This is a genomic window from Streptomyces polygonati (assembly GCF_042650325.1).
Lineage (GTDB): Bacteria > Actinomycetota > Actinomycetes > Streptomycetales > Streptomycetaceae > Actinacidiphila > Actinacidiphila polygonati.
Genome location: NZ_JBHSBB010000001.1, coordinates 265,508 through 287,098, shown reverse-complemented (window position 1 = coordinate 287,098; position 21,591 = coordinate 265,508). Strand labels below are relative to the sequence as shown.

At 72.8% G+C, this 21,591-nt stretch carries 13 protein-coding genes; 2 read left to right on the top strand and 11 right to left on the bottom strand.

The genetic code is table 11. From position 1 onward, the window contains the following. Positions 1 to 15: 15 nt before the first annotated feature. Both ACFO3J_RS01160 and ACFO3J_RS01155 read right to left on the bottom strand, forming a co-directional pair. Positions 16 to 1,764: an MDR family MFS transporter gene (locus tag ACFO3J_RS01160; RefSeq protein ID WP_386424955.1), complete on the bottom strand. Its 1,749-nt coding sequence runs from the start codon at positions 1,762 to 1,764 to the stop codon at positions 16 to 18. Continuing rightward, entirely contained in the window at positions 1,761 to 2,339 is a 579-nt protein-coding gene (locus ACFO3J_RS01155) for a MarR family winged helix-turn-helix transcriptional regulator (RefSeq protein WP_386424953.1), read from the bottom strand. The genes ACFO3J_RS01160 and ACFO3J_RS01155 overlap by 4 nt, the downstream gene beginning before the upstream one ends. A gap of 123 nt (positions 2,340 to 2,462) precedes the next feature. On the opposite strand from ACFO3J_RS01155, the gene ACFO3J_RS01150 reads away from it, so the two are divergent. Beyond that, on the top strand, positions 2,463 to 2,939 hold the full coding sequence (locus ACFO3J_RS01150; RefSeq protein WP_386424950.1) for a DUF309 domain-containing protein: 477 nt from the start codon (positions 2,463 to 2,465) through the stop codon (positions 2,937 to 2,939). Between the two features lie 31 nt (positions 2,940 to 2,970). On the opposite strand, the gene ACFO3J_RS01145 is transcribed toward ACFO3J_RS01150, so the two are convergent. From ACFO3J_RS01145 to ACFO3J_RS01130, 4 genes are all read right to left on the bottom strand, one after another. Then, a complete protein-coding gene (locus ACFO3J_RS01145) occupies positions 2,971 to 3,696 on the bottom strand; it encodes a VOC family protein (RefSeq protein WP_386424948.1) in 726 nt (241 codons plus the stop codon). A gap of 231 nt (positions 3,697 to 3,927) precedes the next feature. Continuing rightward, the gene (locus ACFO3J_RS01140) at positions 3,928 to 4,473 is read right to left on the bottom strand and encodes a TetR/AcrR family transcriptional regulator (protein ID WP_386424945.1); all 546 of its coding nucleotides are present in this window, start codon (positions 4,471 to 4,473) and stop codon (positions 3,928 to 3,930) included. A 152-nt stretch (positions 4,474 to 4,625) separates the two neighbouring features. Further along, positions 4,626 to 6,113 (bottom strand): DHA2 family efflux MFS transporter permease subunit, encoded by a 1,488-nt coding sequence (locus tag ACFO3J_RS01135; protein WP_386424944.1) that lies wholly within the window; start codon positions 6,111 to 6,113, stop codon positions 4,626 to 4,628. Between the two features lie 45 nt (positions 6,114 to 6,158). Beyond that, positions 6,159 to 6,575, bottom strand: coding sequence for a DUF3291 domain-containing protein (locus tag ACFO3J_RS01130; protein WP_386424941.1), 417 nt, complete (start codon positions 6,573 to 6,575; stop codon positions 6,159 to 6,161). Between the two features lie 183 nt (positions 6,576 to 6,758). Between ACFO3J_RS01130 and ACFO3J_RS01125 the strand changes: the two genes are divergently transcribed. After that, positions 6,759 to 7,388, top strand: a complete 630-nt coding sequence (locus tag ACFO3J_RS01125) for a MerR family transcriptional regulator (protein ID WP_386424939.1) — start codon at positions 6,759 to 6,761, stop codon at positions 7,386 to 7,388. A 37-nt stretch (positions 7,389 to 7,425) separates the two neighbouring features. On the opposite strand, the gene ACFO3J_RS01120 is transcribed toward ACFO3J_RS01125, so the two are convergent. From ACFO3J_RS01120 to ACFO3J_RS01100, 5 genes are all read right to left on the bottom strand, one after another. Next, positions 7,426 to 8,745: an NAD(P)/FAD-dependent oxidoreductase gene (locus ACFO3J_RS01120; protein ID WP_386424936.1), complete on the bottom strand. Its 1,320-nt coding sequence runs from the start codon at positions 8,743 to 8,745 to the stop codon at positions 7,426 to 7,428. A 63-nt stretch (positions 8,746 to 8,808) separates the two neighbouring features. Next, positions 8,809 to 10,599 carry an acyl-CoA dehydrogenase gene (locus tag ACFO3J_RS01115; protein WP_386424933.1) on the bottom strand — a complete coding sequence of 597 codons (1,791 nt, stop codon included), beginning with the start codon at positions 10,597 to 10,599 and terminating at the stop codon, positions 8,809 to 8,811. Between the two features lie 34 nt (positions 10,600 to 10,633). Continuing rightward, on the bottom strand, positions 10,634 to 12,394 hold the full coding sequence (locus tag ACFO3J_RS01110) for an acyl-CoA dehydrogenase family protein (protein ID WP_386424931.1): 1,761 nt from the start codon (positions 12,392 to 12,394) through the stop codon (positions 10,634 to 10,636). Next, a complete protein-coding gene (locus ACFO3J_RS01105; protein WP_386424928.1) occupies positions 12,391 to 14,031 on the bottom strand; it encodes a PfaD family polyunsaturated fatty acid/polyketide biosynthesis protein in 1,641 nt (546 codons plus the stop codon). The genes ACFO3J_RS01110 and ACFO3J_RS01105 overlap by 4 nt, the downstream gene beginning before the upstream one ends. 53 nt (positions 14,032 to 14,084) lie before the next feature. Beyond that, positions 14,085 to 21,542 carry a beta-ketoacyl synthase N-terminal-like domain-containing protein gene (locus ACFO3J_RS01100; protein ID WP_386424925.1) on the bottom strand — a complete coding sequence of 2,486 codons (7,458 nt, stop codon included), beginning with the start codon at positions 21,540 to 21,542 and terminating at the stop codon, positions 14,085 to 14,087. Between the last annotated feature and the right edge of the window lie 49 nt (positions 21,543 to 21,591).

Here is a 21,591-nt window from a genome sequence, read left to right as displayed (position 1 = left end):
GCCCTTCACCCGCGCTCAGGGGTGGCTGCCCGCCGAGCCCGTGCGGGAGTCGTCCGTCAGCCGGCCGGAGGGACCGGGCGCGCCGGCGGTGTCCGCCAGCGGAGCCACGCCGTCCTTCGCCGTCCGCGCGGCGGCGGTTTCCGCCTCGGTGCGGGCCTGGTTGCCCGAGACCAGTCGCAGCGGGACCTCCTTCAGGCGGGTCGAGAGCACGATCGCCGCCAGCAGCAGGACGGCGACGATCGTGAACACCACGTCTCCGGCCCCGGAGAAACCGGCGAAGAACGGGTGGCTGAGCGGCTTGGCCAGACCGTTCAGGAACGATGTGTCGTCCAGTCCGCCGCCCAGGTGCTGGTGCAGCGAGGCGAGCTGGTCGGGGTGGGCCTTGCCCGCCGCGATGAAGGCGGGGTCGTGGGCCGCGTTGGTGTACGCGTGGTTGATCTTGGAGCCGGCCAGCGTGAACAGGACGGACAGGAAGATCGCGGTGCCCAGGGTGCCGCCGATGGAGCGGAAGAACGTCGACGAGGCGGAGGCGACGCCCATGTCCTCGGCGGGCACGGCGTTCTGCATCGCCAGCACGAGGCTCTGCATGTTCAGCCCGAGGCCGATGCCGAAGACCGCCATGTAGATGTCGGTCTGCCACAGCGGTGTGTCGGCGCCGATCGTGATCATCAGACCCATGCCGATGACCATGAGGACCGAGCCGACCACCGGGAAGATCTTGTAGCGGCCGGTGCGGGCGATGAGCTGGCCCGCGCCGAGGGAGGCGAGCATCAGCCCGGCCACGAGCGGAAGCAGCAGCAGGCCGGACTTCGTCGGCGAGGCGCCCTTGACGATCTGCAGGTAGAGCGGGATCACCGACAGGCCGCCGAACATCGCCATGCCGATGATCGTGACCTGGGCCGAGGCGACCGAGAAGGTACTGCTGCGGAACAGCCGCAGCGGGAGCAGCGCGTTGTTCCCCATCCGGTGCTCGACCCAGACGAACAGGGCCAGACCGGCCGCGCCGATCAGGTAGCAGGCGAACGAGCCGACCGAGGCCCAGCCCCAGCTCTGGCCCTGCTCGGCGACGACCAGCAGCGGCACCAGGCCGACGGCGAGCAGTACCGAGCCCCACCAGTCGATGCGCCGCTCGCGGCGCACATGGTCGAGGTGGAGCACCTTGGCTATGACGACCAGCGCGAAGGCCGCGATGGGGACGTTGATGTAGAAGATCCACCGCCAGCCGGCGGCGCCCAGGAAGCTGTCCGTGCCGGAGAGCAGACCGCCCAGTACGGGGCCGAGGACCGAGGCGCTGGCGAAGACGGCCATCATGTAGCCCTGGTAGCGGGCGCGCTCGCGGGGCGGGATGATGTCGCCGATCACGGCCAGGGCGAGCGGCATGATGCCGCCGGCGCCTATGCCCTGGAAGGCCCGGAACGCGGCCAGTTCGTACATCGACTGGGCCAGGCCGCACAGCGCCGAGCCGACCACGAAGATCACGATCGCCAGCATGAACAGCCGCTTGCGGCCGTAGATGTCCGACAGCTTGCCGAACAGCGGTGCGGCGATGGTCGAGGTGATCAGGAACGCGGTGGTGACCCAGGCCTGCGCCGACAGGTCGTTGAGGTCGTTGCCGATCGTCTTGATCGCGGTCGAGACGATCGTCTGGTCGAGCGCGGCGAGGAACATGCCGAGGACCAGGCCGGACAGGATCGTGAGGATCTGGCGGTGGGACAGCGTGCCGTCCGGCGGTGTGTCCGTCGGACGGGCTGCGGTGGAACTCATTCGGTACTGCCTTCTTCCGGGTCGCCGGTGCGAGCGGAATGTCGGGCCGCGCCGGTCATCCAATGGGTGTGCGTCGTGTCGTAGGCGGCGGTGAACCGCTCGAGCAGCCGGGCGAACTGGCCCCGTTCCTCGGGGGACCATCCGCTCAGCACCTGCTCGAAGAAGGTGATGCGGGCCCGCTCGCGTTCGTCGATCATGGCCTGGCCCGCGTCGGTGACCACCAGCAGGCTGGCGCGGCCGTCCACCGGGTCGGCCCGGCGTTCCAGCAGCCCGCGGGCCACCAGCCCGGCGACCTGGCGGCTGACCGTCGACAGATCCGACTGCACGCTGGCGGCCAGCGCGCTCGCGCGCATCGGGCCCTCGATCGCCGCGGTCCGCAACACCATCTGGGTCGCCGAGTCGATGTCGTCGCTCGCCGTGGCCAGCATCCGGGCCTTGGACCGCCGCACCGTCCGCAGCAGGTCGATGACCGAGTCCGCGACCGAGGCCACACCGGCCCCGCGGCCGTCGGCCTCGGCGCGGAAGGCCTCTTCTCCCTGCCCGGCAAGGGGTGCCGCGCCTGCCTGGTCCGTCATCGCCCACCTCCACGTCTACGTATATTTGTATAACACATGCACTTGGGGTAGGCAAGTATCTCCGCGGAGAGGCGTCCGGTACGCCCGGCCCGGTGCCAGGGCCGGCCGGAGGACAATGGCGGTATGAGCGATGCGACACCGGGCGGCCGGGACCGGGACGCGGCCGGCAGACCGCGAAACGCCCGGCCGCGGGACGGACTCGGCCGCCCGCTGCCCTACGGCGCTCCGGCGGTGGAGCGGGCGCCGGAAGGGATCCGCCGTACGGCCGAGGAGACCCTGACCGAGGCCCAGCGCCTCCTCGACGCGGGCCTGCCCTTCCACGCCCACGAGGTCCTGGAGGACAGGTGGAAGACCGCTCCCGCCGACGAACGCCCCCTGTGGCGGGCCCTGGCCCAGCTGGCCGTCGGGCTGACCCACGCCGCGCGGGGCAACGGCGCGGGAGCCGCCGCCCTCCTTGAGCGGGCGGCGCGGGGGCTCGCGCCCTACGAGGACCACGCACCCCACGACATCGACGTCGCCGGACTGGTGCGCTGGCTGGAGGAGCGGGGCACTCCGCTCGGCCGGCCCCCCGCGCTGCGCACACCACCGTCGCGGCCCTGACCGTACGGCCGGCGCCGGAAACCCGGCGGTACTACCGAGTTGTCGACACGCGGAAGTCGTTGCCGTCGGGGTCGGCCATCAGGACCGGGCCGTCCTGACCCCGGCCGTCGCCGGTGCGGGTCGCCCCGAGGGAGAGCAGACGGCCGATCTCCGCCTCCCGGTCGCCGCCGAGAGGTGGCGTGAGGTCGAAATGGATCCGGTCCTTGCCCGTCCTCGGCATCAGCGGCGGACCGCCCCAGGTGATCTTCGGACCGCCGTGCGGCGAGCGGATCGCGGTCTCCTGATCCTGGTCCCAGACCAGCGGCCACCCGAGCGCCTCGCTCCAGAAGTAGCCGACCTCCTGTGAGCCGTCGCAGGCCAGCGCCCCGATGAAGCCGCAGTCCGCGAGGAAGGTGTTGCCCGGCTCGATGACGCAGAACTCATTGCCCTCGGGATCGGCGAGCACCACATGACCCTCTTCCGGGCGCTGGCCGACGTCGGTGTGCCGTGCGCCGAGGTCGAGCGCCCTGGCCACCGTTCGCCGCTGGTCCGCCAGGGATGTGCTGGTCAGATCGAAGTGCATCCGGTTCTGGCCGGTCTTCCGCTCCTGGGCCGGCAGAAAACGGATGCGGAACCCGGTGTCGTCGTTCGGTACGAGCGCGACGGCGCCGTCACGCGGATCGTCGGCCGGCTTCCAGCCCAGGAGCCCGGACCAGAACTCCGCCAGTAGCACCGGCCGGCTCGCATCGAAGCAGACCGCGAACAGGTGACAGGCCATCGCTCCGCACATCTCCGTTCCGCTGACCGACCGCTGGGGCGGCGCCCCTGGGCCGGCGCGCGTCGAGCGGCAGCCTAGAGGTGACCCGGCCTCAGCCGCAGCCGGATTTTCTCCGGTCCGGGCGCCGACCCGCCGGCAGGGGCCCGGACAGCAGGGACCCGGACATGAGGGAGCCCGGCGCGCCGATCGGCGCACCGGGCGGGAAGAGCGGGATGACGCGCGTAGCGTGACCTATGCGGCGCTGGTGTGATGCCCCTGGACCGCCACCAGCGGCTCGCTGCTGGGGGCGGCGTGCCCGGCGTCGAGCGCGACCAGGACGTTGGTCAGCATGCCGCAGGACATGAACTCCGCGATGACGGACTCCTGAGCCTCGGTCAGCCGGGCCAGCAGGGCCCACAGTTCCTGCCACCACTGGAGTACCTCGCGCCGTATCTCCTCGTCGGAGCTGGCGGCGACATAGAGCTGCATCTGCATCATCAGCAGCTCGCGGTCCTCGGCGAACTGCGCGTAGGCCGCCTTCATGGCCTCCAGCGCCTCATAGCCGCTCAGACCCTGCGCGGCGTCGCGGAAGGCCTCGTAGGTGCGCTGGAAGCAGTGATGGCCCGTGGCGATGAAGATGTCCCGTTTCGTGGGATAGAGCCGGAAGAGATAGGGCTGTGACACGCCTACCGCGCGGGCGATGGAGTCGGTGGAGGTTCCGTACAGTCCGAACCGGGAGAATTCCTTTAAAGCCGCGCGCACGACGTCGGCTCGCCGCTGATCAGCGGTTTTTCTCATGGGGTGTCACCCTTTGGTGGAGGTGCCGGCAAGAAGGATGGAACCGCGGTAGACCTCTGCGCAGGCCGGCCGGGCCGAGGGGGAGCAGAACCGCGCAGCCGCCCCCTCGGGATGTGGTGGGAGGGGGCGGCGCGCGGCGGGGAGCCGCCGTCTCAGGTGCCGACGGCGGCCGAGGGCTGGTATTCCTGGTCTTCCGGGCTGCGCCCGGGCTCCTGTGCGCCGGTCTTCGCCGGCCCGGGGATGGCCAGGGCCGCGAAGGCGCCGGCCACCACGACGGCGACACCCACCCAGATGGCGGGGTGCAGGCCCGAGGCGAACTGCGCGGCGCTGCGATCGCTGCCGTGGGCCACGAAGACGCTGCTCAGTACGGCGATGCCCAGCGCGCCGCCGATCTCCCGGACGGTGGTGTTCGCGCCCGACGCCTTGCCCGCGTGCTCCCGGCTGACCGAGCCGAGCACCACCGCGGCGGTCGGCGCGAACACCAGGCCCATGCCGGCGCCGGCGATGACCATCGGGGCGGCCAGGTGGCTGTAGGGGGTGTTGTCGGTGGCCGCCAGGTTGATCCAGGCAAGGCCGCCGGCCTGGAGGAAGAGCCCGGCGGCCATCAGCCGTCCGCCGCCGACCCGGTCGGCGAGCAGCCCGGCGACCGGGGCGACGAACATCGGTACCAGGGTCCAGGTCAAGGTGAGCACACCGGCCCGCAGCGGCGTGCGCTCCGGGGCGATCTGCAGGAACTGCGAGAGCAGGAAGATCGAACCGAAGACGCCGAAGTACATGCTGGCCGACACGATGTTGCTCAGACTGAAGGCCCGCTTGCGGTAGAACGACAGCGGAAGCAGCGGGTGGGCGCTGCGGCGCTCCCAGCGGACGAAGGCGGTCAGCAGCACCACGCCGACGGCGAAGGCGGCCAGCACCCGCACCGAGGCCCAGCCGGCGGTGTCGCCGTGCACGATGCCCCATACGACGGCGAGCAGGCCGACCGCGGCCAGCACCATGCCCACCAGGTCGAGGCCGCCCTCGGGCAGCCGGCTCTCGTCGAGGGTGAGCAGCGCCAGCGGCACCGCGATCAGGCCGACCGGCACATTGATCCAGAAGATCCACTCCCAGGCGAGGCCGCCGACGACCGCGCCGCCGACCACCGGGCCGCAGGCGATGGCCGCGCCGCTGACCGCGGACCACAGGCCGAGCGCCAGGCCGCGCATGCGGTCCGGCACCGCCTGCGACAGCAGGGTGAGCGACAGCGGCATGACGGCGGCGGCGCCGAAGCCCTGGATCACCCGGGCGGTGATCAGCTGGTTGCTGGTGTCGGACAGGCCGCAGCCGATCGAGGCCAGCGTGAACAGCGCGATGCCGATGGTGAAGACCCGGCGCCGGCCGAAGCGGTCACCGAGGGCCGCACCGGTCAGCAGCAGGCAGGCGAAGCTGAGTACGTAGGCGTTGACGAACCACTGCAGCTGCTGGGTGTTGGCGTGCAGGTCCCCGGCGAGGGTGCGCAGTGCGGTGGACACGACCAGGTTGTCGAGCGCGACCATGAACATCGGGAGGCTGCACGCCACGATGGCCAGCCACAGCGGGACCCTGCGTCCTCCCGCCGCGGGGGAACCGCCGGTCGTGGCCGGCGAGGCGTCTGACGTTGTCATCGTTTTCTTCCTTGCTCGGGGGACGAGAAGAGCCGGGACGAACCGCTAGCGGCTGTGCGCCGCGCCGTCGCTCTTGTCCTGCTCGGCGAGGTGGAGACGCGCGTCGTCCCAGCTCACCGGGAGCTGTTCGACGGGGATCTCCCAGAAGGTGAAGGTGGAGGCCCGCATGGTCGACCGCAGGCCCGTCATGATGCCGCGGTGCGGCTCGGTCCCGGCGTACGCGTAGAGCGCGTCCTTGCTCTCCCAGGCGGACAGCGTCCAGAAGGTGCGCTTCATCGGCTGGGCGATGAGCGAGGCGCCCAGTGCGCCCGGAGCCGCGCGCACCTGCTTCCAGGCGGACAGCGCCTGGGCGAAGAAGCGGGGGACGTCCTTGAATGAGCGCACTTCGAGCCGCGACGCCATGACCAGCGCCTGAGTGTGCGGGGTGGCGGGGTTCGGGGCGGTCCAGGGCAGCGTTGGCACAGTTGACCTTCTCGGTGGTGCGCGCGAACCGGATGAAAATCGGACAAAAAGCGGCGATAAGGTGATGGCTATGGAAAGTAGTCGCCGCACCGCTTCCCATTACCTCGACTGGTGAGTTCTACTATCCATAATAGACAGTGCCACTCTCCAATGCCAGTGGTGAAGGGTAGGAACCCCAGCGCGATGCGTGTCTCCGAACTCAGTCGGCGCAGCGGCGTCTCCGTGGCGACGATCAAGTACTACATTCGGGAGGGACTCCTGCCCGCCGGACGTCCGACCGGCGTCAAACAGGCGGACTACGACGAGGACCACGTCCGCCGACTGCGGCTGATCCGGGCCCTGATCAGCGTGCGCGGACTGTCGGTCCACACCACGGCGGAGATCCTGCGGGCGATCGCCGACAGCGACGCGAACATCCACCACACCCTGGGACTGGTGATCGGCGCTCTCGACGCCGCGAGCGGGGAGCAGCACACCGAGCCGCCGCCGATGGCCGGCGAAGTGGACCTGCTGATCGAGGAGATGGGCTGGGTGGTGCACTCCTCTTCCACCGCTCCGCGGACGCTCGGCGAGGCCATCGCCAGCCTCAAGCAGCTCGACGTCGACCTGGACCGGCGGACTCTGCTGCCGTACGCCCGGCTGGCCGAGCAGATCGCTGCCCTGGACCTCGAACAGCTCGGCGACGCCGCCGAACCGCTCGAACTGGCCGAGCGCGCGGTGCTGATGACCGTGCTGTTCGAGCCGGCCCTGATGGCGCTGCGCCGGATGGCCCAGGAGCACCTGTCAGCGGCGAAGCACCACCCCCGCCCGTGAGGGGCGGTGCCCCGGATCCGCCGACCCCCGCCCGCCGCTACGCGCGGGGGAGTTCCCGCAGCAGCTGGGCGGCGGCCTCCATACCGGAGGAGAAGCCGGCCTCGTGGGAGCCGATCTGGTCGTAGTGCAGCTGCTTGGAGTGGAAGTAGGAGCCGGCCAGCTTCAGCCGGGTGCCCTCGTTGACCGTGTAGATGTCCTTCTGGAGGGTGCGCAGGTCCATGTCGATGACCGGGTGGTGGTACGTCAGCTCCCGGATGACGGAGTCCTCCCGGATCTCGCGCGGGTAGTCCATCGTCACGAAGTAGTCCCGGCGGGCGTTCAGCCGGTGCAGCCGGTTCATGTAGTAGGCGACGTACGGGCGGGTCTCGCCGTCCACCGCCACCTTGCCGTAGTTCCAGTTCTCCCAGCGCTCCCGGTCGTCGGGCATCACCGAGGTGTCGGTGTGCAGCACGATCGAGGAGGAGTTGTACCGCATCCTGCTCAGCGTCCGCTGCTGCACCGGGTCGGGGTTCTCCAGTAGTTCACGGGCCTGGTCGCCGTGCACGGCGAGCACCGCGTAGTCGAAGCGCTCCGGGCCCGACGCGGTCGCCACCACCACGCCGTCGTCCTCCTGCCGGACACCGGTCACCTTCTCGCCGAGCCGCAGCTTGGGGCTGATCGCGTCGAGCGCCTTGCGCACGTACGACACCGAGCCGCCGGTGACCGTGCGCCACTCCACCTGCTCGCCGCCCAGACCACCCTCGTCGTGGGCCATGAAGAAGGCGATCACGGTGGTGGCCGGCATCTCCCAGATCAGGTGGGCCGGCACCGACCAGACCGCGGTGGCCAGCAGGATCACATAGCCGTGCCGGAACTCCTCGCTGTAGCCGCCGCGGTCCAGGTACTCACCCAGCGGCATGTCGGTGAGCTTGCGCAGGAAGTCGTGCCGGCCCTGTGCGTGGAAGCGGCGCGCCTCGGCGCGGATCCGGAGGAACTCCGGTGGCAGTCCGGACGCGGCGGCCTGCTCGTCGGACATCGACATCTCCCGGGTGCTGAACTGCAGCCCGCTGTCGATGTCGAAGAAGGTGAAGCCGCCGTTGTGCCGCAGCGTGTCGACGTTCAACTCGTCGAAGAAGCGGGACATGTTGGGGTAGCTGGGCCGGTTGAACACCACGAACGCGGTGTCGATGCCCAGCACCTCCCCGCCCGGCTCCTCGACATGGACCGTGTTGGCGTGTCCACCGGCCCGGTCCTCCTCGTCGAAGAGGGTGATGTCGGCGTGCTGCCTGAGGTGGTAGGCGGCGGACAGGCCGGACACGCCGGCGCCGATGACGGCGACGGCGGGCAGCGGACCGGCATTGGGGGTCTGAGCGGACATGGCTGTCCCTTCGGTTCGGAATGGGGTTCGCGGAAGTGGTGGTGGCGGCGGTGATGCGGCGGCTCAGGTACGGGACGCGGGCAGGTCCCCCCGCTCGGCCAGCGGCAGCTGCCAGTGCGAGAACAGCCGGTGGTCGTAGTGGAACCGGCGCAGCACCCGCATCACCTCGTCGACCACCGCCTGGTCGGTGACCTGTTCCGTCGGCCGGCTCCAGCGGCGCAGCCGCTCCAGTTGGAGCAGCAGCAGCGCGCCGCTGGGCAGCGGGTCCTCCATCACGTCGTACGAGTGCACGAAGGTGTGCAGGCACGCGGCGGCGGCGTGCAGGACGCAGTACTCCTTGGCCAGTTCGAACAGCTCGGCCGACTGGGCGTAGGCCCGGCCCAGTCGCTCCCGCAGCGCGGTGGTCCGCTCCCGCAGCGGCCCGACCTGCGCCAGCAGTTCGCCGGCGACCGCGGCCGCGCGGGTCAGCCAGTCGCGCTCCTCCTCCTTGGCCGCCTCCGCCAGCTCCCGCAGCGCGGCCAGTGACCACGGGGCGGCCAGCAGCGCGTCGTCCAGCCCGCGGCTGTGCAACTCCTGCCGCCACGGCTCGAACAGCGGCAGCTCGCGGTCCATGCCGTAGAGCACCGGGACCCGCCGCTCGGCCGCCGCCCGCGGTTCCGGCCGGTCACCGGTCGCGGTGGCCAGCAGCCCGTCCAGCTGGGAGGCCAGCGCCTTGAGGTTGACCACGGTGTTGCCGTCGGCGAAGTTGGCCACCGGCAGGTCCCGCAGCATCTTCTGGTGGATGCCGTAGTGCGGATGGTCGCGCAGGTAGAACCTGGCCCCCAGGACCACATTGAGCTGCGAGACGGTCCGCTCCAGCAGTGTCGGCACGAAGTACTTCACCGCCGCCGACCAGGTCCCGGACTGCTCCGGCACCACCTGGAGACTGCGCACCGCGCCCAGGCACATCGCGTCGGCCACCATCAGGTCGGCGAAGCACTCGGTGATCTGCCGCCGGGAGTAGGGGATGTCGCTGACCGTCCGGTCGAAGACCCTGCGCTGCTCGGTGAAGTCCAGGGTGACCCGCAGCGCGGTGTCGGTGGCCGACAGGGCGATGGCGTTGATCAGCGCCCTGGCCACCTGCGAACTCTTCAGGGCGATCTCCAGGCCCTGTCCCTCGCGCCCCAGCCGGGCGCTCTCGGGGACGAAGACGCCGGCCAGCCTGAAGCCGCTCATGTCCAGCGCGCGCAGCCCGTGCAGCCGCTCGCGCGGCAGCTCGTCCACCGTGCCGGCCGGGACGGCGCGCTTGTCCAGTACGAACACCGAGTAACCGGCCGGGCCGCCCTTGGGATCGGTCCTGGCCAGCACGGTCAGCCCGTCGGCGACCCGGCCGTTGCCGATCAGCCACTTCTCGCCGGTCAGCAGATAACCGCCGCCGGCCGGTTCGGCGGCGGTCTCGTTGTTCAGCAGGTCGCTGCCGTGCATGCGCTCCGACAGCCCCCAGGCGTAGCGGGTGCCGTGCCGTATCGCGTCGACCATGGTCTGCCGCTGCGCGTCCGTGCCGGCGATCCAGGCCGGCATGAAGCTGAGGTTGGTGATGATCAGCGCCGTCGCGGTGGTCGGGTCGCGCCGCGCGATCAGCCGCAGCAGGTTGAACCCCACCTCCACATCACCGGCCCGCCCGCCCTGGGCGCGCGGTATCGCGTACTCGTGCACCCCCCAGCGCTGGAGCAGGTTGACGAAGGTGTACGGATACTCCTCGCGTTCGTCGAGGTCCAGCACCCGCGCGAACGACATCGGGACCGCCGTGTCGTGCGGGTCGCCCAAGTGGCGTTCCAGCCGGTCGGCCAGCTCGGTCAGATCGGGTTTCGGCACCGCTCCTCCAGGTCCTTTCGGTTCATCGGGCGGCTCAACGGCCGTGGGAGGGCAGCGCGGTGCCGGGACCGCCGGCCAGCCGTACCGGCACCGCGGAGAACAGCTGGTGGGCGCGGTGCAGACCGGCCGTGACGTCCAGCGCCGGATACAGCGCCTCGGCCTCGCGCCGCGGATCGACGCCCTCGGCCCGGGACAGCAGATAGGCCAGGCACGCCTCCAGCCAGCCGGTCTCGCCGGGCTTGCCGCCGTACAGCGGCACGTCCTGGTTGGCCCACCACAGCAGCAGGCAGCAGGAGGCGGCGTGCAGCCAGGCGAACCGCTCGGCCAGATCGGCCGGTTCGGGCCGGGCGGCGCCCTTCGGCCCGCCACCCGCCCGGCCGGCCGAGGCGCCCAGCCCGCGCAGCGCCTCCGCCAGCCGCCCGGCCCAGGGCGCGGCCCCGCCGCCGCCGTCGGCGAGCCCGGCGGCCACCACCAGGGCGCCGGCGGTCGCCAGATCCCGGCCGCGCGCGTTCAGGTCCAGCCGGGAGGGCTCGTACGGCGGCAGCGCGGAGTCCAGCGCGAACACCGTCCGCAGCGCCTCCTCGTCGGCCGGCGCGGACGCCGGGCCGGCCAGCGCCTCGGCGAGGGCCGGCAACTGTCCGGCGAACGACCGCAGATTGGCCAGCGCGCTGGTGTCGACCACCCGGACCAGCTCCGCGTCGCGGCGCGCCTTCTGGAAGACACCGGCGCCCGGCCCCTCGCCGCGCAGCACCGACCGGGTGGCCAGCACCCCGCTGAGCCGCCCCATCAGATCCTCGGTCGCCTCGGCCACCACATGCTTGGCGGCGCAGCCCCACACGCTGAACGTCTCCGGCGCCACATGCAGGCCCCGCGCCGCGGCCAGCGCGACCGCGTCGGCGGCCAGCAGCGCCGCCGAGGCCACTGCCAGCTCCCGGCGCGGGTAGGGCGCCTGGAGCAGCGGGGTGCGGCCCACCGTACGGTCCGCCGCGAAGTCGAGGGTGACCCGCAGCGCGGTGTCCGCGCAGCCCAGGCTGCCGGCCGTACTCATCACCCGGACGATCTGCTGGGCCCTGACCGCCGCCTCCAGCGCCTTGCCGGTCTGTCCGACCAGGGCGTCGGCCGGTACCGGGAACGCGGTGAAGTCCAGGTGGGCGAAGTCGATGCCGCGCATCCCGGTGGTCCTGACCGGTTCCCCCCGGTCCAGGCCGGAGCCGGCCGCCGACCCGGCCGGCAGGTCGAGCAGCACCGCCGAGAAGGCCGCCGGGCCGCGCTCGCCGGTCCTGGCCGCGACATAGGCCAGTTCGCAACGCTGCCCGAGCCCCACCATCCACTTGCGGCCGGACAGTGTCCAGCCCCCGCCGTCCGCCTCGGGCGTCAGCCGTGCGGTGTTGGCGAGCAGGTCGCTGCCGTGCTCGGCCTCCGACAGGGCGAAGCCGACCGCGCCGCCGTGCCGCAGCACCCGCGCCGCCTTCCGCTGCTGCTCGTCCGAGCCGTGCAGCAGCAGGCAGGTGAGCGCGGTGATGCCGAACATCGTGGCCGGCATGACGTTGAGGTCGCGCCGGGCGGCGGTGCGGACCAGCGTCAGGCTGTCCGCGAAGGTGGTGAACCGGCCGCCCAGCGACCGCGGCAGATAGTTGAGGTGGAAGCCCGCCGCCCGCAGGACCGCGGCCAGTTCGGTGGGGAACTCGTCCTGGTCGTCGCGGGCCACCGCCGCCGCGAAGCCCGCCGGGTTGCCGGCGTCCGAGGCGCTGCCCAGCAGCTGCTCCAGCTCCTCGGCCGCGGCCACCCCGTTCACAGCGCCGCCTCGGCCGAGCCGACCGCGGCCTGCTCCAGCGGAGCCGGCCGGTAGTCGGCCGCGGCGGCCGGGATGCGGACCCCCGCGGTGGCCAGCTGCGCCACCCGGGTGTGGAAGGCGGCGCCGGCCATCAGGTGGTGCGCCACGTCCGCCACCCGGCGGTTGCCCGGTGCCTTGAGGTAGCTGGCCGTCACCCAGTCGTTGAAGCTGCCCATCGCCGGGCCGCACCAGATCTGGTAGTCGCCGGTCCGGTCGGTCTGACCGGTCACCGCCCAGCGCGAGCCCAGGCCCAGATAGGAGCGGAACACCAGCGCCATCTGCCGCTTGGGGTTCTCCGCGGCGCGCACCAGCTGCTCGGGGTCGCGGCGCTCGAAGTACGCCGCGCAGTCCTGCCAGACCTCCGCCAGCGGCTTGCGGAAGATCCGGGTCTCCAACTGCTCCCGCTCGTCCGCCGGAAGCGCGTCCAGACCCGGATAGGCGCGGTACAGCTCGTACAGCCGCTTGGCCCGCATCGGGAACAGCGTGCCCTTCTTCAGCACCTGGAGCTCCACGCCCATCTCGAACATGTCGGCGGCCGGCGCCATCTCGCAGTCCGCGATGCCGGCCTCGGCGAGCATCGCCTTGGCCTTCTTGGACGTCCCCGACTCCACGCAGGACTGGTTCACCGAGCCGGTCACCACATACGCGGCGCCCATGGCGAACGCCGCCGACACCGCCAGCGGCGTGCCGAGGCCGCCGGCCGCGCCGACCCGGACGGCGCCTGGGTAGCGGTGCTCGTTCTGCACCATGTCGCGCAGCCGCAGCACGGTGGGCAGCAGCGCCGGCAGCGGCCGGCGGTCGGTGTGGCCGCCGGAGTCGGCCTCCACGGTGATGTCGTCGGCCATCGGCAGGTACTTGGCCAGATCCGCCTGCTCGGCGGTGATCAGGCCCTGGTCGAGCAGCGAGCTCACCAGCGTGGCCGGCGCGGGCCGCATGAAGCGCTCGGCGGTCTCGGTCCTGGACACCTTGGCGATGACGCGGTGCCCGGCCACCGGGCGGCCCGCCGCGTCCCGGGTCAGACCGCTGAGCCGGTAGCGGACCACGTGCGGGGTGAGGTCCATGTAGGCGGACGCCTCGACGCAGGCGACCCCGTAGCGCAGGAAGAGGTTGACGGCCTCGTGCTCCAGCCGCTCCTCGCTCGGGCTGTGGATGAGGTTGACCGCGTACGGCAGGCCGGGGATCTCGGCGGCGAACCGCCGCAGGGCCTCCTCGATGGACTCCGGCAGCTGGCCGCCGGCGCCGTACGACGCCAGGAAACCGGCCCGGGCCAGCGCGATCACCAGATCGGCCGAGGCGATGCCGCCGGCCATGGCGCCGGCCAGATAGGCGTAGCGCACACCGTGCGCGGCGCGGAACGCCGGGGAGCCGAGGCGGTCGGGCGGCAGCGCCGGCACGGCGGCCAGCAGCGGCAGGCCGGGCGCGGCGGCCGGGGCGCCGGAGACCGACACCCGTCCGCCGCTGACCGCGGCGATCCCCTCGGGAGTGCGGACGACGAAACAGGGCTGGTCCAGGTCGGCCAGCGACCGGTAGATACCGGCCGCGGTGGCCTCGGGGTACTGCTCTCCCCGCCACTGGAGCGGGGTGGTCGCGGTGTTCATGCTGATGACGTCTCCTAGGGCGTCGCGGGAGCGGTCGGTCACTGCGCCGAAGGTCACCCGGCAGGGCGGACCTCGACGGCCACGTCGATGAGCTCGTAGATGCGCAGCCCCGGCTTGGCCAGGTAGGCGTCGGCGATCAGCACCAGCCGCTGCTCGGTACGGCGGACCTCCTTGACGTGCACGTCGAAGCTGAGCTCGCCGTCCCCGCGCAGGATCTGGCCGCGGTACTTCCAGCTCGTCTCGACGTCGGTGGCGAGCGCGAAGCGGGGCCGCTCGATCCCCTCGGCCAGCCCCTGCTCCAGGACGAACAGCCGCATCGCCTGGAGGACGGCCTCCACGCCGAGCGAGCCGGGCATCACCGGGTCGCGGTGGAAGTGGCAGTCGAAGTACCACTCGTCGTCCCGGACCGCGCGGTAGCCGTGCAGATAGCCCGCGCCGTGCAGACCGCCGTCGGCCACCAGGTCCACCCGGTCGACCAGGTCGAAGTGGTCGCCGGGCAGCTTCAGCAGCCCGCCGGCCGGGTCGGTGAACGCCGCCGCGCCCGGGCCCAGCTCGATCCGCCGCACCCGCGCGGGGTCGGGCTTCTCGGTCTCCAGCCAGGACGGCACGAAGCTGCCGTTGTCCAGGCCGGTCTGGTTGGCCAGCGCCGCGTCGCTGAAGTAGCCGAACAGGGACTCGCCGACATAGAACACCTCGCCGTCGGCGGACAGTTCATAGGAGAACCGCTGCAGCACCGCGCCCGACACCGAACTGGTCATCAGCAGCTTGGAGTGGTGCCGGACGGTCTTGTCCCGCAGGTCCAGGTCCTTGACCAGGGTGGCGTGCCCGTCCAGGTTGCGGATCCGGTACTCGGTGGTGGGCTCGGCCAGCGTGGCCCCCAGGTAGTAGCCGAGCAGGATGGCGGCCTGCAGCGAGGTCTCCATCAGCACGGCGTTGGGCAGGTGGGGGTACGGGGTCTGCCGGTAGTACCAGGCGTCGGCCGGCGAGTCGTACTCGGTGACCATCTCCGAGCCGGGCGTCAGGTCCCCGCGGGTGCCGGACAGGCTCATGATGCGGTCCACGAACTGGAAGTCGCCGTTGGGGATGTAGGGCGCGCGCCGCTCGCCGTAGATGTCGAACTCCGGGCCCATGGCGGTACCGAGGTCGCCCTTGGCGGCGTGCGCCAGGTGCAGTTCGTTGATCATGGCCGGCTCGCCCCGCCGGTTGCGCCGGCCGAGGAAGACCGGCACCCCGCCGGCGCCCGGCCGGTACGGCGTGCCGGGCTTCTCGCGGACCTGGATGCCGAAGTTCCGCATCCGGATCACCGGCCGGTCCGCCAGATACACCAGCACGTCCGCGACCACCGACGGGCGCGGCAGCATCGTCAGCTCCATCACCTCGATCTCGTAGCGGATCGCGGAGTGCTCGGGTGTGATCTGGCCGCGGACCTGCACCTCGGTCTGCAGCCCGATGATGGTCTGGAACCGCGCGTCGGGCATCACCAGGTGCATGCCCTGGTGCAGCAGATACGTCTGGAGCGCCTGCACCGCGCCCTCGGCCACCATGGAGCCGGCCAGCACCGGGTCGTCGGAGAAGTGGCACTCGAAGTACCACGCGTGCGGGTCGAGGTGCTTGACGGCGCCGATCAGACCGATGCCGCGCGGGCCGCCGGTGCGGTCGACGGTCACCTCGTCGATCATCCGCAGCCGGGCGTCCGGCAGCCGCAGCGCCGGGTTCAGACCGGGGTCCTGCGCGTGCTCGGGGCCGAACACCTCGCCGGTCCGGCCCTGGGCCAGCAGCTCCAGGTGCTCGGCGGTCAGGTGGTCGCGGTCGGTGCGGGCCAGCGGCTTGAACCATGTGCGGGTCAGCGCGGCGCGCCGGGCCTTGTCCCGGTCGCTCTCCACCACGCCCAGCGGTGTGGCCAGTTCCTCGGCGCTGAAGAACCCGGCGCAGGCGTCCTTGAGTTCCAGGATCAGCTCGCCGTCGGCGTAGCAGAGGTAGCTGAAGAAGAACAGCGTGACATCGCCCTGCCGGACGAAGCGGTTGATCGAGATGTCGTAGCGCAGCGTCTGCCCGGTGCTCGGCAGGTCGCCGTGGAAGACCAGGGTGCTGTCCAGCAGCCGGTACATCCGCTCGCCCTTGTTGCGGAAGTCGATGCCGAGATAGCTGATCAGCAGCAGGTCGCACTGCCCGGCCTCGATCGCCACGGCCGGCGGCACCCCGCCGTCCACCGCGTACCAGGCGTCCTCGGGCACGTCGTACTCGGTGCGGATGAAGGACGGGCGGTAGTCGCCGGTCTCGGCGTCCAGTGCGGTGACGCGGGTGACGAAGTGGTACGGGGGAGCGGGCAGCCGGACGCGCTTGGCGTAGCCGTCGACCTCGGCGAAGCCGGGACCGAAGACCGCGGCCAGGCTGCCGGTGGCGAACTCCAGCAGATCCTGCTGGTCCCAGAGCACGCCGTCGGGCTTGACCCGCCCGGTGACGGGCGCGGCCGGGGAGGGCTGAGGAGGCTCGGACAGCGCGGTCGGCTCGGACGGTGCGGGCGCGGACACGGCCGGGGCCGGTGGCAGCGCGGCCGGCGGCCGCGGGCGCGCGAGGGCGGGTACGGGAGCCGCGGGGGCGGGCGGCGCGGCGGGGGAGGGGCCCAGCAGGGAGCGCATCGCGGACAGCGCGCTGTCCTGGAGGACCTGCTGAGTCTCCATCACCACCAGGTGGGTGTCGATCATCTGCCGGCGCACGTCGCGGACCAGCTCGGCGACGACCGACGGCACGCCGTCCGGGCCCGGCGCGGGCGGCGTGTCCGAGGTGTCCGGCCGGTCCGGTGTTTCCGACTGATCCCACTGGTCCGGCGTTCTCGGCGCGGCCGGCCGGCGGACCGCCGGGGCCGGGGGAGACGTGACCCGGCCGGACGCGGGCGGCGCGGTGGGGGCCGGCTGGGGGCCGGATTCGTGCACCGCCCAGGGCAGGAAGGAGACCGGCTCGCCGTCGAAGACGATGGCCTCGGGTTCGGCGAGTGAGGGGTCGGCGGGCATCTGCTCTCGTTCCTCCATGACGGCGGGTCGCTGCGGGACGGGCCGCGGCGGGTCGAAGCGGTCGTGGCCGCCCGACGGGCCGAGGGCCGCTGAGGTCAGGACCGGAGCGGCGGTACGGTCGGCGGGCGCCGTGCGCGGCGCGGCGGCGGCAGCGGCCAGCAGCGGACGGGCCCGCTCCGCCACGCGCTCCGGGATGGACTCGCCGCCGCCCACCGCGAAGGCGGGCCGGGCCGGGGCCGCGGCGGTCCGCGGCGCCGGTTCGCACAGCGCGGCCAGATCGACCGGCAGGCCGTGCGCGGCCAGCCGGGCGGCCAGCGCGGCCAGGCTGCGGACCGAGGACGTGCCGCGGCGGTCGACTCCGGCCGCCACGTGCGGGCGTCCGCCCAGGCTGTCGTGCACCCACCGGGTGCAGGTCGCGCCGGGGCCCACCTCGATGAAGTAGCGGTAGCCGCGGTCGTAGGCGGTCTCCACCAGCCGGGGGAAGTCGATGGTGTCGCGCAGCGTGCGGGCGATCCGCTCCGCCACGGTGGCCCGGTCCAGCGACCCGATCGGCGCGTAGTCGTAGGCGCTGAGCAGTTCCAGCCCGCCGGTGGAGCCGACCGGGTGGTCGTTGAGCTCGGCCAGGCCGGCCAGCTCGCCGTCCACCACCGGGCAGTGCATCACCGAGTTCACCGGCGACCTGGCCGCCGGGCAGCCCAGCTCGGCGATCAGCGCCTTGCACTGGGCCGGGTCGCCGGCGATCACCACCTCGGTCGGCGTGTTGACGTGGGTGAGGAACACCCGCTCGTACCGGGCGACCGCCGCGCGGACCCGTGGCGCGTCGGTGAGCAGCACATGGCAGGCCCACACCGCGTCGTCGGGAGTCCGCGGCGGCACGTCCCACAGCTCGCGGACGGTCAGCCGCGGACCGCACAGCCGGTCCTGGAACAGCGGGGTGCTGCTGATCCGGTCGTCCCGGCGCGCGGCGCGCTCCCAGCCGCCGGTGGCGAACAGCATGCTGCTCTCGCCCAGGCTGTAGCCGAACGCGCCGTGGGCCGGCACGCCGAGGATGTCGCGGACCAGGTCGGTGTAGAGGTTGGCGAAGGTGGTGCCGGTCGCCAGCATGAACGGCAGATCGTCACCGAGCCCGGCCTCCAGTCCCATCAGCTCGCGCCGCCCGGGGGTGACCTGGGTGCGCGGATAGAGGTCGGCCGCGCGGAACGTCCGGTCCGGCTCCGCCGCCTCCTCCTCGAACCGCGCGAGCAGCTCGGGGAAGGCCCGGAACAGGTCCTGGCCGAGCCCGGGATAGCTGTTGAACGCTCCCGGGTAGACCAGGGCGACCTTGGCGTCCGGCCCCAGCGGCTGCCCGGTGAAGAAGCTGCCGGCCGGAGTGCTCCACTCCTTGCCCGCCGCGTGCGCCGCGGGCAGGCCGCCCAGGGCCAGCTCCGCCTGCCGCAGCAGTTCCTCGCGGTCGGCCCCGACCAGGACCACCCGCAGTGTGCCGGGGGCCGGTGCGCGTCCGCCGCCGGGCAGCGCGTGCACGGCCTCGCGCGCCATGGCCCGGGCGTCGGCGCCGTCCCGCAACTCGTCGGCGCGGCTCCGGAGTTCGGCCAGCAGCCCGTCCACCGAGCCGCCCGCCAGCGGCAGCAGCAGGGGCCCGCCGGCCCGCTCCCAGCGCGGCCGGTGCGGCAGCTGCCGGGAGTGCTCGGCGGAGACGACCAGCTGGCCGTGCGCCCCGCTCTCGCCGATGAAGCTGACGGCGGCGTAGCGGCGGGCACCGCGGGTACGCCGCAGCCACGGCCGGGAGGCGTCCGGCACGTACAGGGACGAGGCGGCCAGCAGCGGCGCGGCCTCGTCGCCCGGGCGCTTCCAGGACGGGGTCCCCGGCAGGTAGCCGTGGTGGGCGCAGAGCACGGCCCGCAGCAGGCCGGCCATCTCGGCGGCGCCGCCGGTGTGCCCGAGGTGCGCCTTGGCGCTGCCCAGCGCGACACTGCCGGAGCCGGCCGGGTACACCTCGGCCAGCGCCCCGAGTTCGGCCAGGTCGGTGGCCGGGTGACCGGTGGCACCGGCCTCCAGGTAGCCGATGTCGGCCGCGGTGATGCCGGCCCGCGCCAGCGACTCGGCGGCGGCGTCGGCCAGCAGCGAGGCGTCGGGCCGCGGCAGCCCGCCGTCCGCGGCGGCGCCGTAGCGGACCGCGATCGACTCCAGCCGGGCGTAGGCGGGTCGCGCCGCGGCGCCCGGCCGGGTGACGACCACCGCGCCGGCGCCCTCACCGGTCCGGGAGCCGCCCTGGCCGGCGCCGAAGGCGAGGCCGCCCTCGGCCGGCCCGTCGCCGGCGCCCTGCCGGGCGGCGCGCAGCAGCAGGTTCTCCGGGGAGCCGGCCAGGTCGACGGAGCCGACCAGTACGGACTCCACGGTGTCGTCGAGCAGCAGCAGACGGGCCACCCGCAGCGCCTCAGCGGTGCCGGCGCCGTCGGCGGAGATGGTGAAGGACGGGCCGGTCAGGTTCCACAGCGAGGAGATCCGGCTGGTCATGATGTTGCCGATGTAGCTCAGTACCTCGTTGGCCACGATCGGCTGGTGCACTCCGTCACGGGCGATCCGGAACAGCTCGGCCCGCTGCTCGCCGGTGAGCGTCACCTCGGAGCCGTCGAAGACCGAGCGCAGGAAGGCGTCCAGGCCGTAGCGGGCCAGGTGCAGATGGGCGCTCGGCTCGATCTCCATGGCGATGACCACGCCGATCCGGCGCGGGGCGGGCGAGGTGCCGCCGGCGGCCGGAGTACGCGAGTAGCCGGCGTCGCGCAGCGCCTCGTCGGCCACCTTGGAGACCAGGGCGTGCTGGAGGTTGTAGTTGCGCAGGTCGGCCGGCGGGATGCGGTGGTCGATCGGGTCGACGGTGACGGTGTCGGCGAAGGCCCCGGTCGGGGTGGCCGCACCGGCCAGCGAGGCGGCGGCCAGCACTCCCTCGGCGGTCTGTTCCAGCCCGCGCCAGCGGCGGGCGGGCAGCGGCCCGTACGCGTCCCGCCCGTCGAACAGCGCGCGTTCGAAGGCGTCGGCGCTGTCCAGCGGCCCGAAGTGGGCGCCGATGCCGACCACGTCAAGCGCTTCCGTGGCCGCCGCCGCGCCGCCGTCCCCGGCCGCCGGGGCGGTCCCCGGGTCGGTCGGCAGGTCGGTCGGCGGGGAGGAGAGCACCACATGCGCGTTGGTGCCGCCGAAGCCGAACGCGGAGACCGCGGCCCGGCGGGTGGCGCCGCGCTGCGGCCAGTCCCGGCCGGTCCGGACGAAGATGTCGTCGCCCGCGCCGGCGCCGGGCGCCAGCGGGGTGGCGACGCCGGGCGTGGGCGGGATGTGGCCGTTCCGCATGGCCAGAATCACCTTGACCATGCTGCTCAGCCCGGCGACGGTCAGCAGGTGGCCGATGTTTCCCTTGACCGACCCGATCGGCGGCACCGGGCCGTGGGCGCCGAAGAAGCGCACCACCGAGTCCAGTTCGGTGCGGTCGCCGGCCGGGGTCCCGGTGGCGTGGCACTCCAGGTAGTCGATGTCGGAAGGCGCCACACCGGCCTGGGCGTAGGCGTGTTCGTACGCGCGCTGCTGGCCCTCGGGGTTGGGCAGCAGCAGGTGGCGGCCGGCGCCGTCGTTGGACAGGCCGATGCCGTCCACCACCGCGTAGATACGGTCGCCGTCGGCCACCGCGTCGGCCAGCCGGCGCACTGCCAGCATGCCGGCGCCCTGGCCGGTGAGGATGCCGCCGGACGCGGCGTCGAAGGGCTGGCTGAAGCCGTTCTCCGGGTAGGCGTGCAGGTCGGAGAAGGACAGGTGGATGAGGGTCGGGTCCGGCGCGCAGACCCCGCCGGCCAGCGCGAGGTCCGCTTGCCCGGAGTCGAGGTGGTCGCAGGCCAGCTTCAGCGCGTACAGCGCGGAGGAGCAGGCGGCGTCCAGCGCGTAGCGGGGACCGCCCAGGCCCAGCGCGGCGGCGGCCACCGCGGCCGGGGCGCCGCTGACCCTGATGTCCTCGGCGGCCGGGCCGTCCGCTGTCCACGCCGGGCCGGCGAGGGCGGGACCGGTGCCGGGCAGCCCCGCGGTCCGCAGCCCGTGGAGCACCGCCTGCTCGATCAGCGGCAGGCTGACCCGGGCCGAGGCCGGGGTCGGGAAGGAGTAGTTGCCCAGCACCAGGGCGGTGCGGGCCAGCAGCTCCGGCCGCTCGGCATGGCCGCTGTCGCGCAGTGCCTCGCGCCCGGTGTGCAGCGTCCAGTGGTAGAGGCGGTCGAGCCGGCCCAGGTAGTCCGCGTCGAGCCGGTAGCCGGCGGGGTCGAAGGCGAAGTCGGTGACGAAGCCGCCCCGCGCGCAGTAGATCCGGTGGTCCGGGTCGGCGTCGCCCGGCGGCGGCGCCGGTCCGAAGACCTCTTCGCCGCCCTCCCGGCGGCTGTCGACCCCGGCCCGCAGATTGTTCCAGAAGCCGGCCGGGGAGGCGGCACCCGGGAAAAGGCAGGAAAGGCCGACGATGGCGAACTTGCTCATGCGGACTGTGGTTCCCTCCAGGCTGGATGCCGGGGCCGGGCGCCGAAGC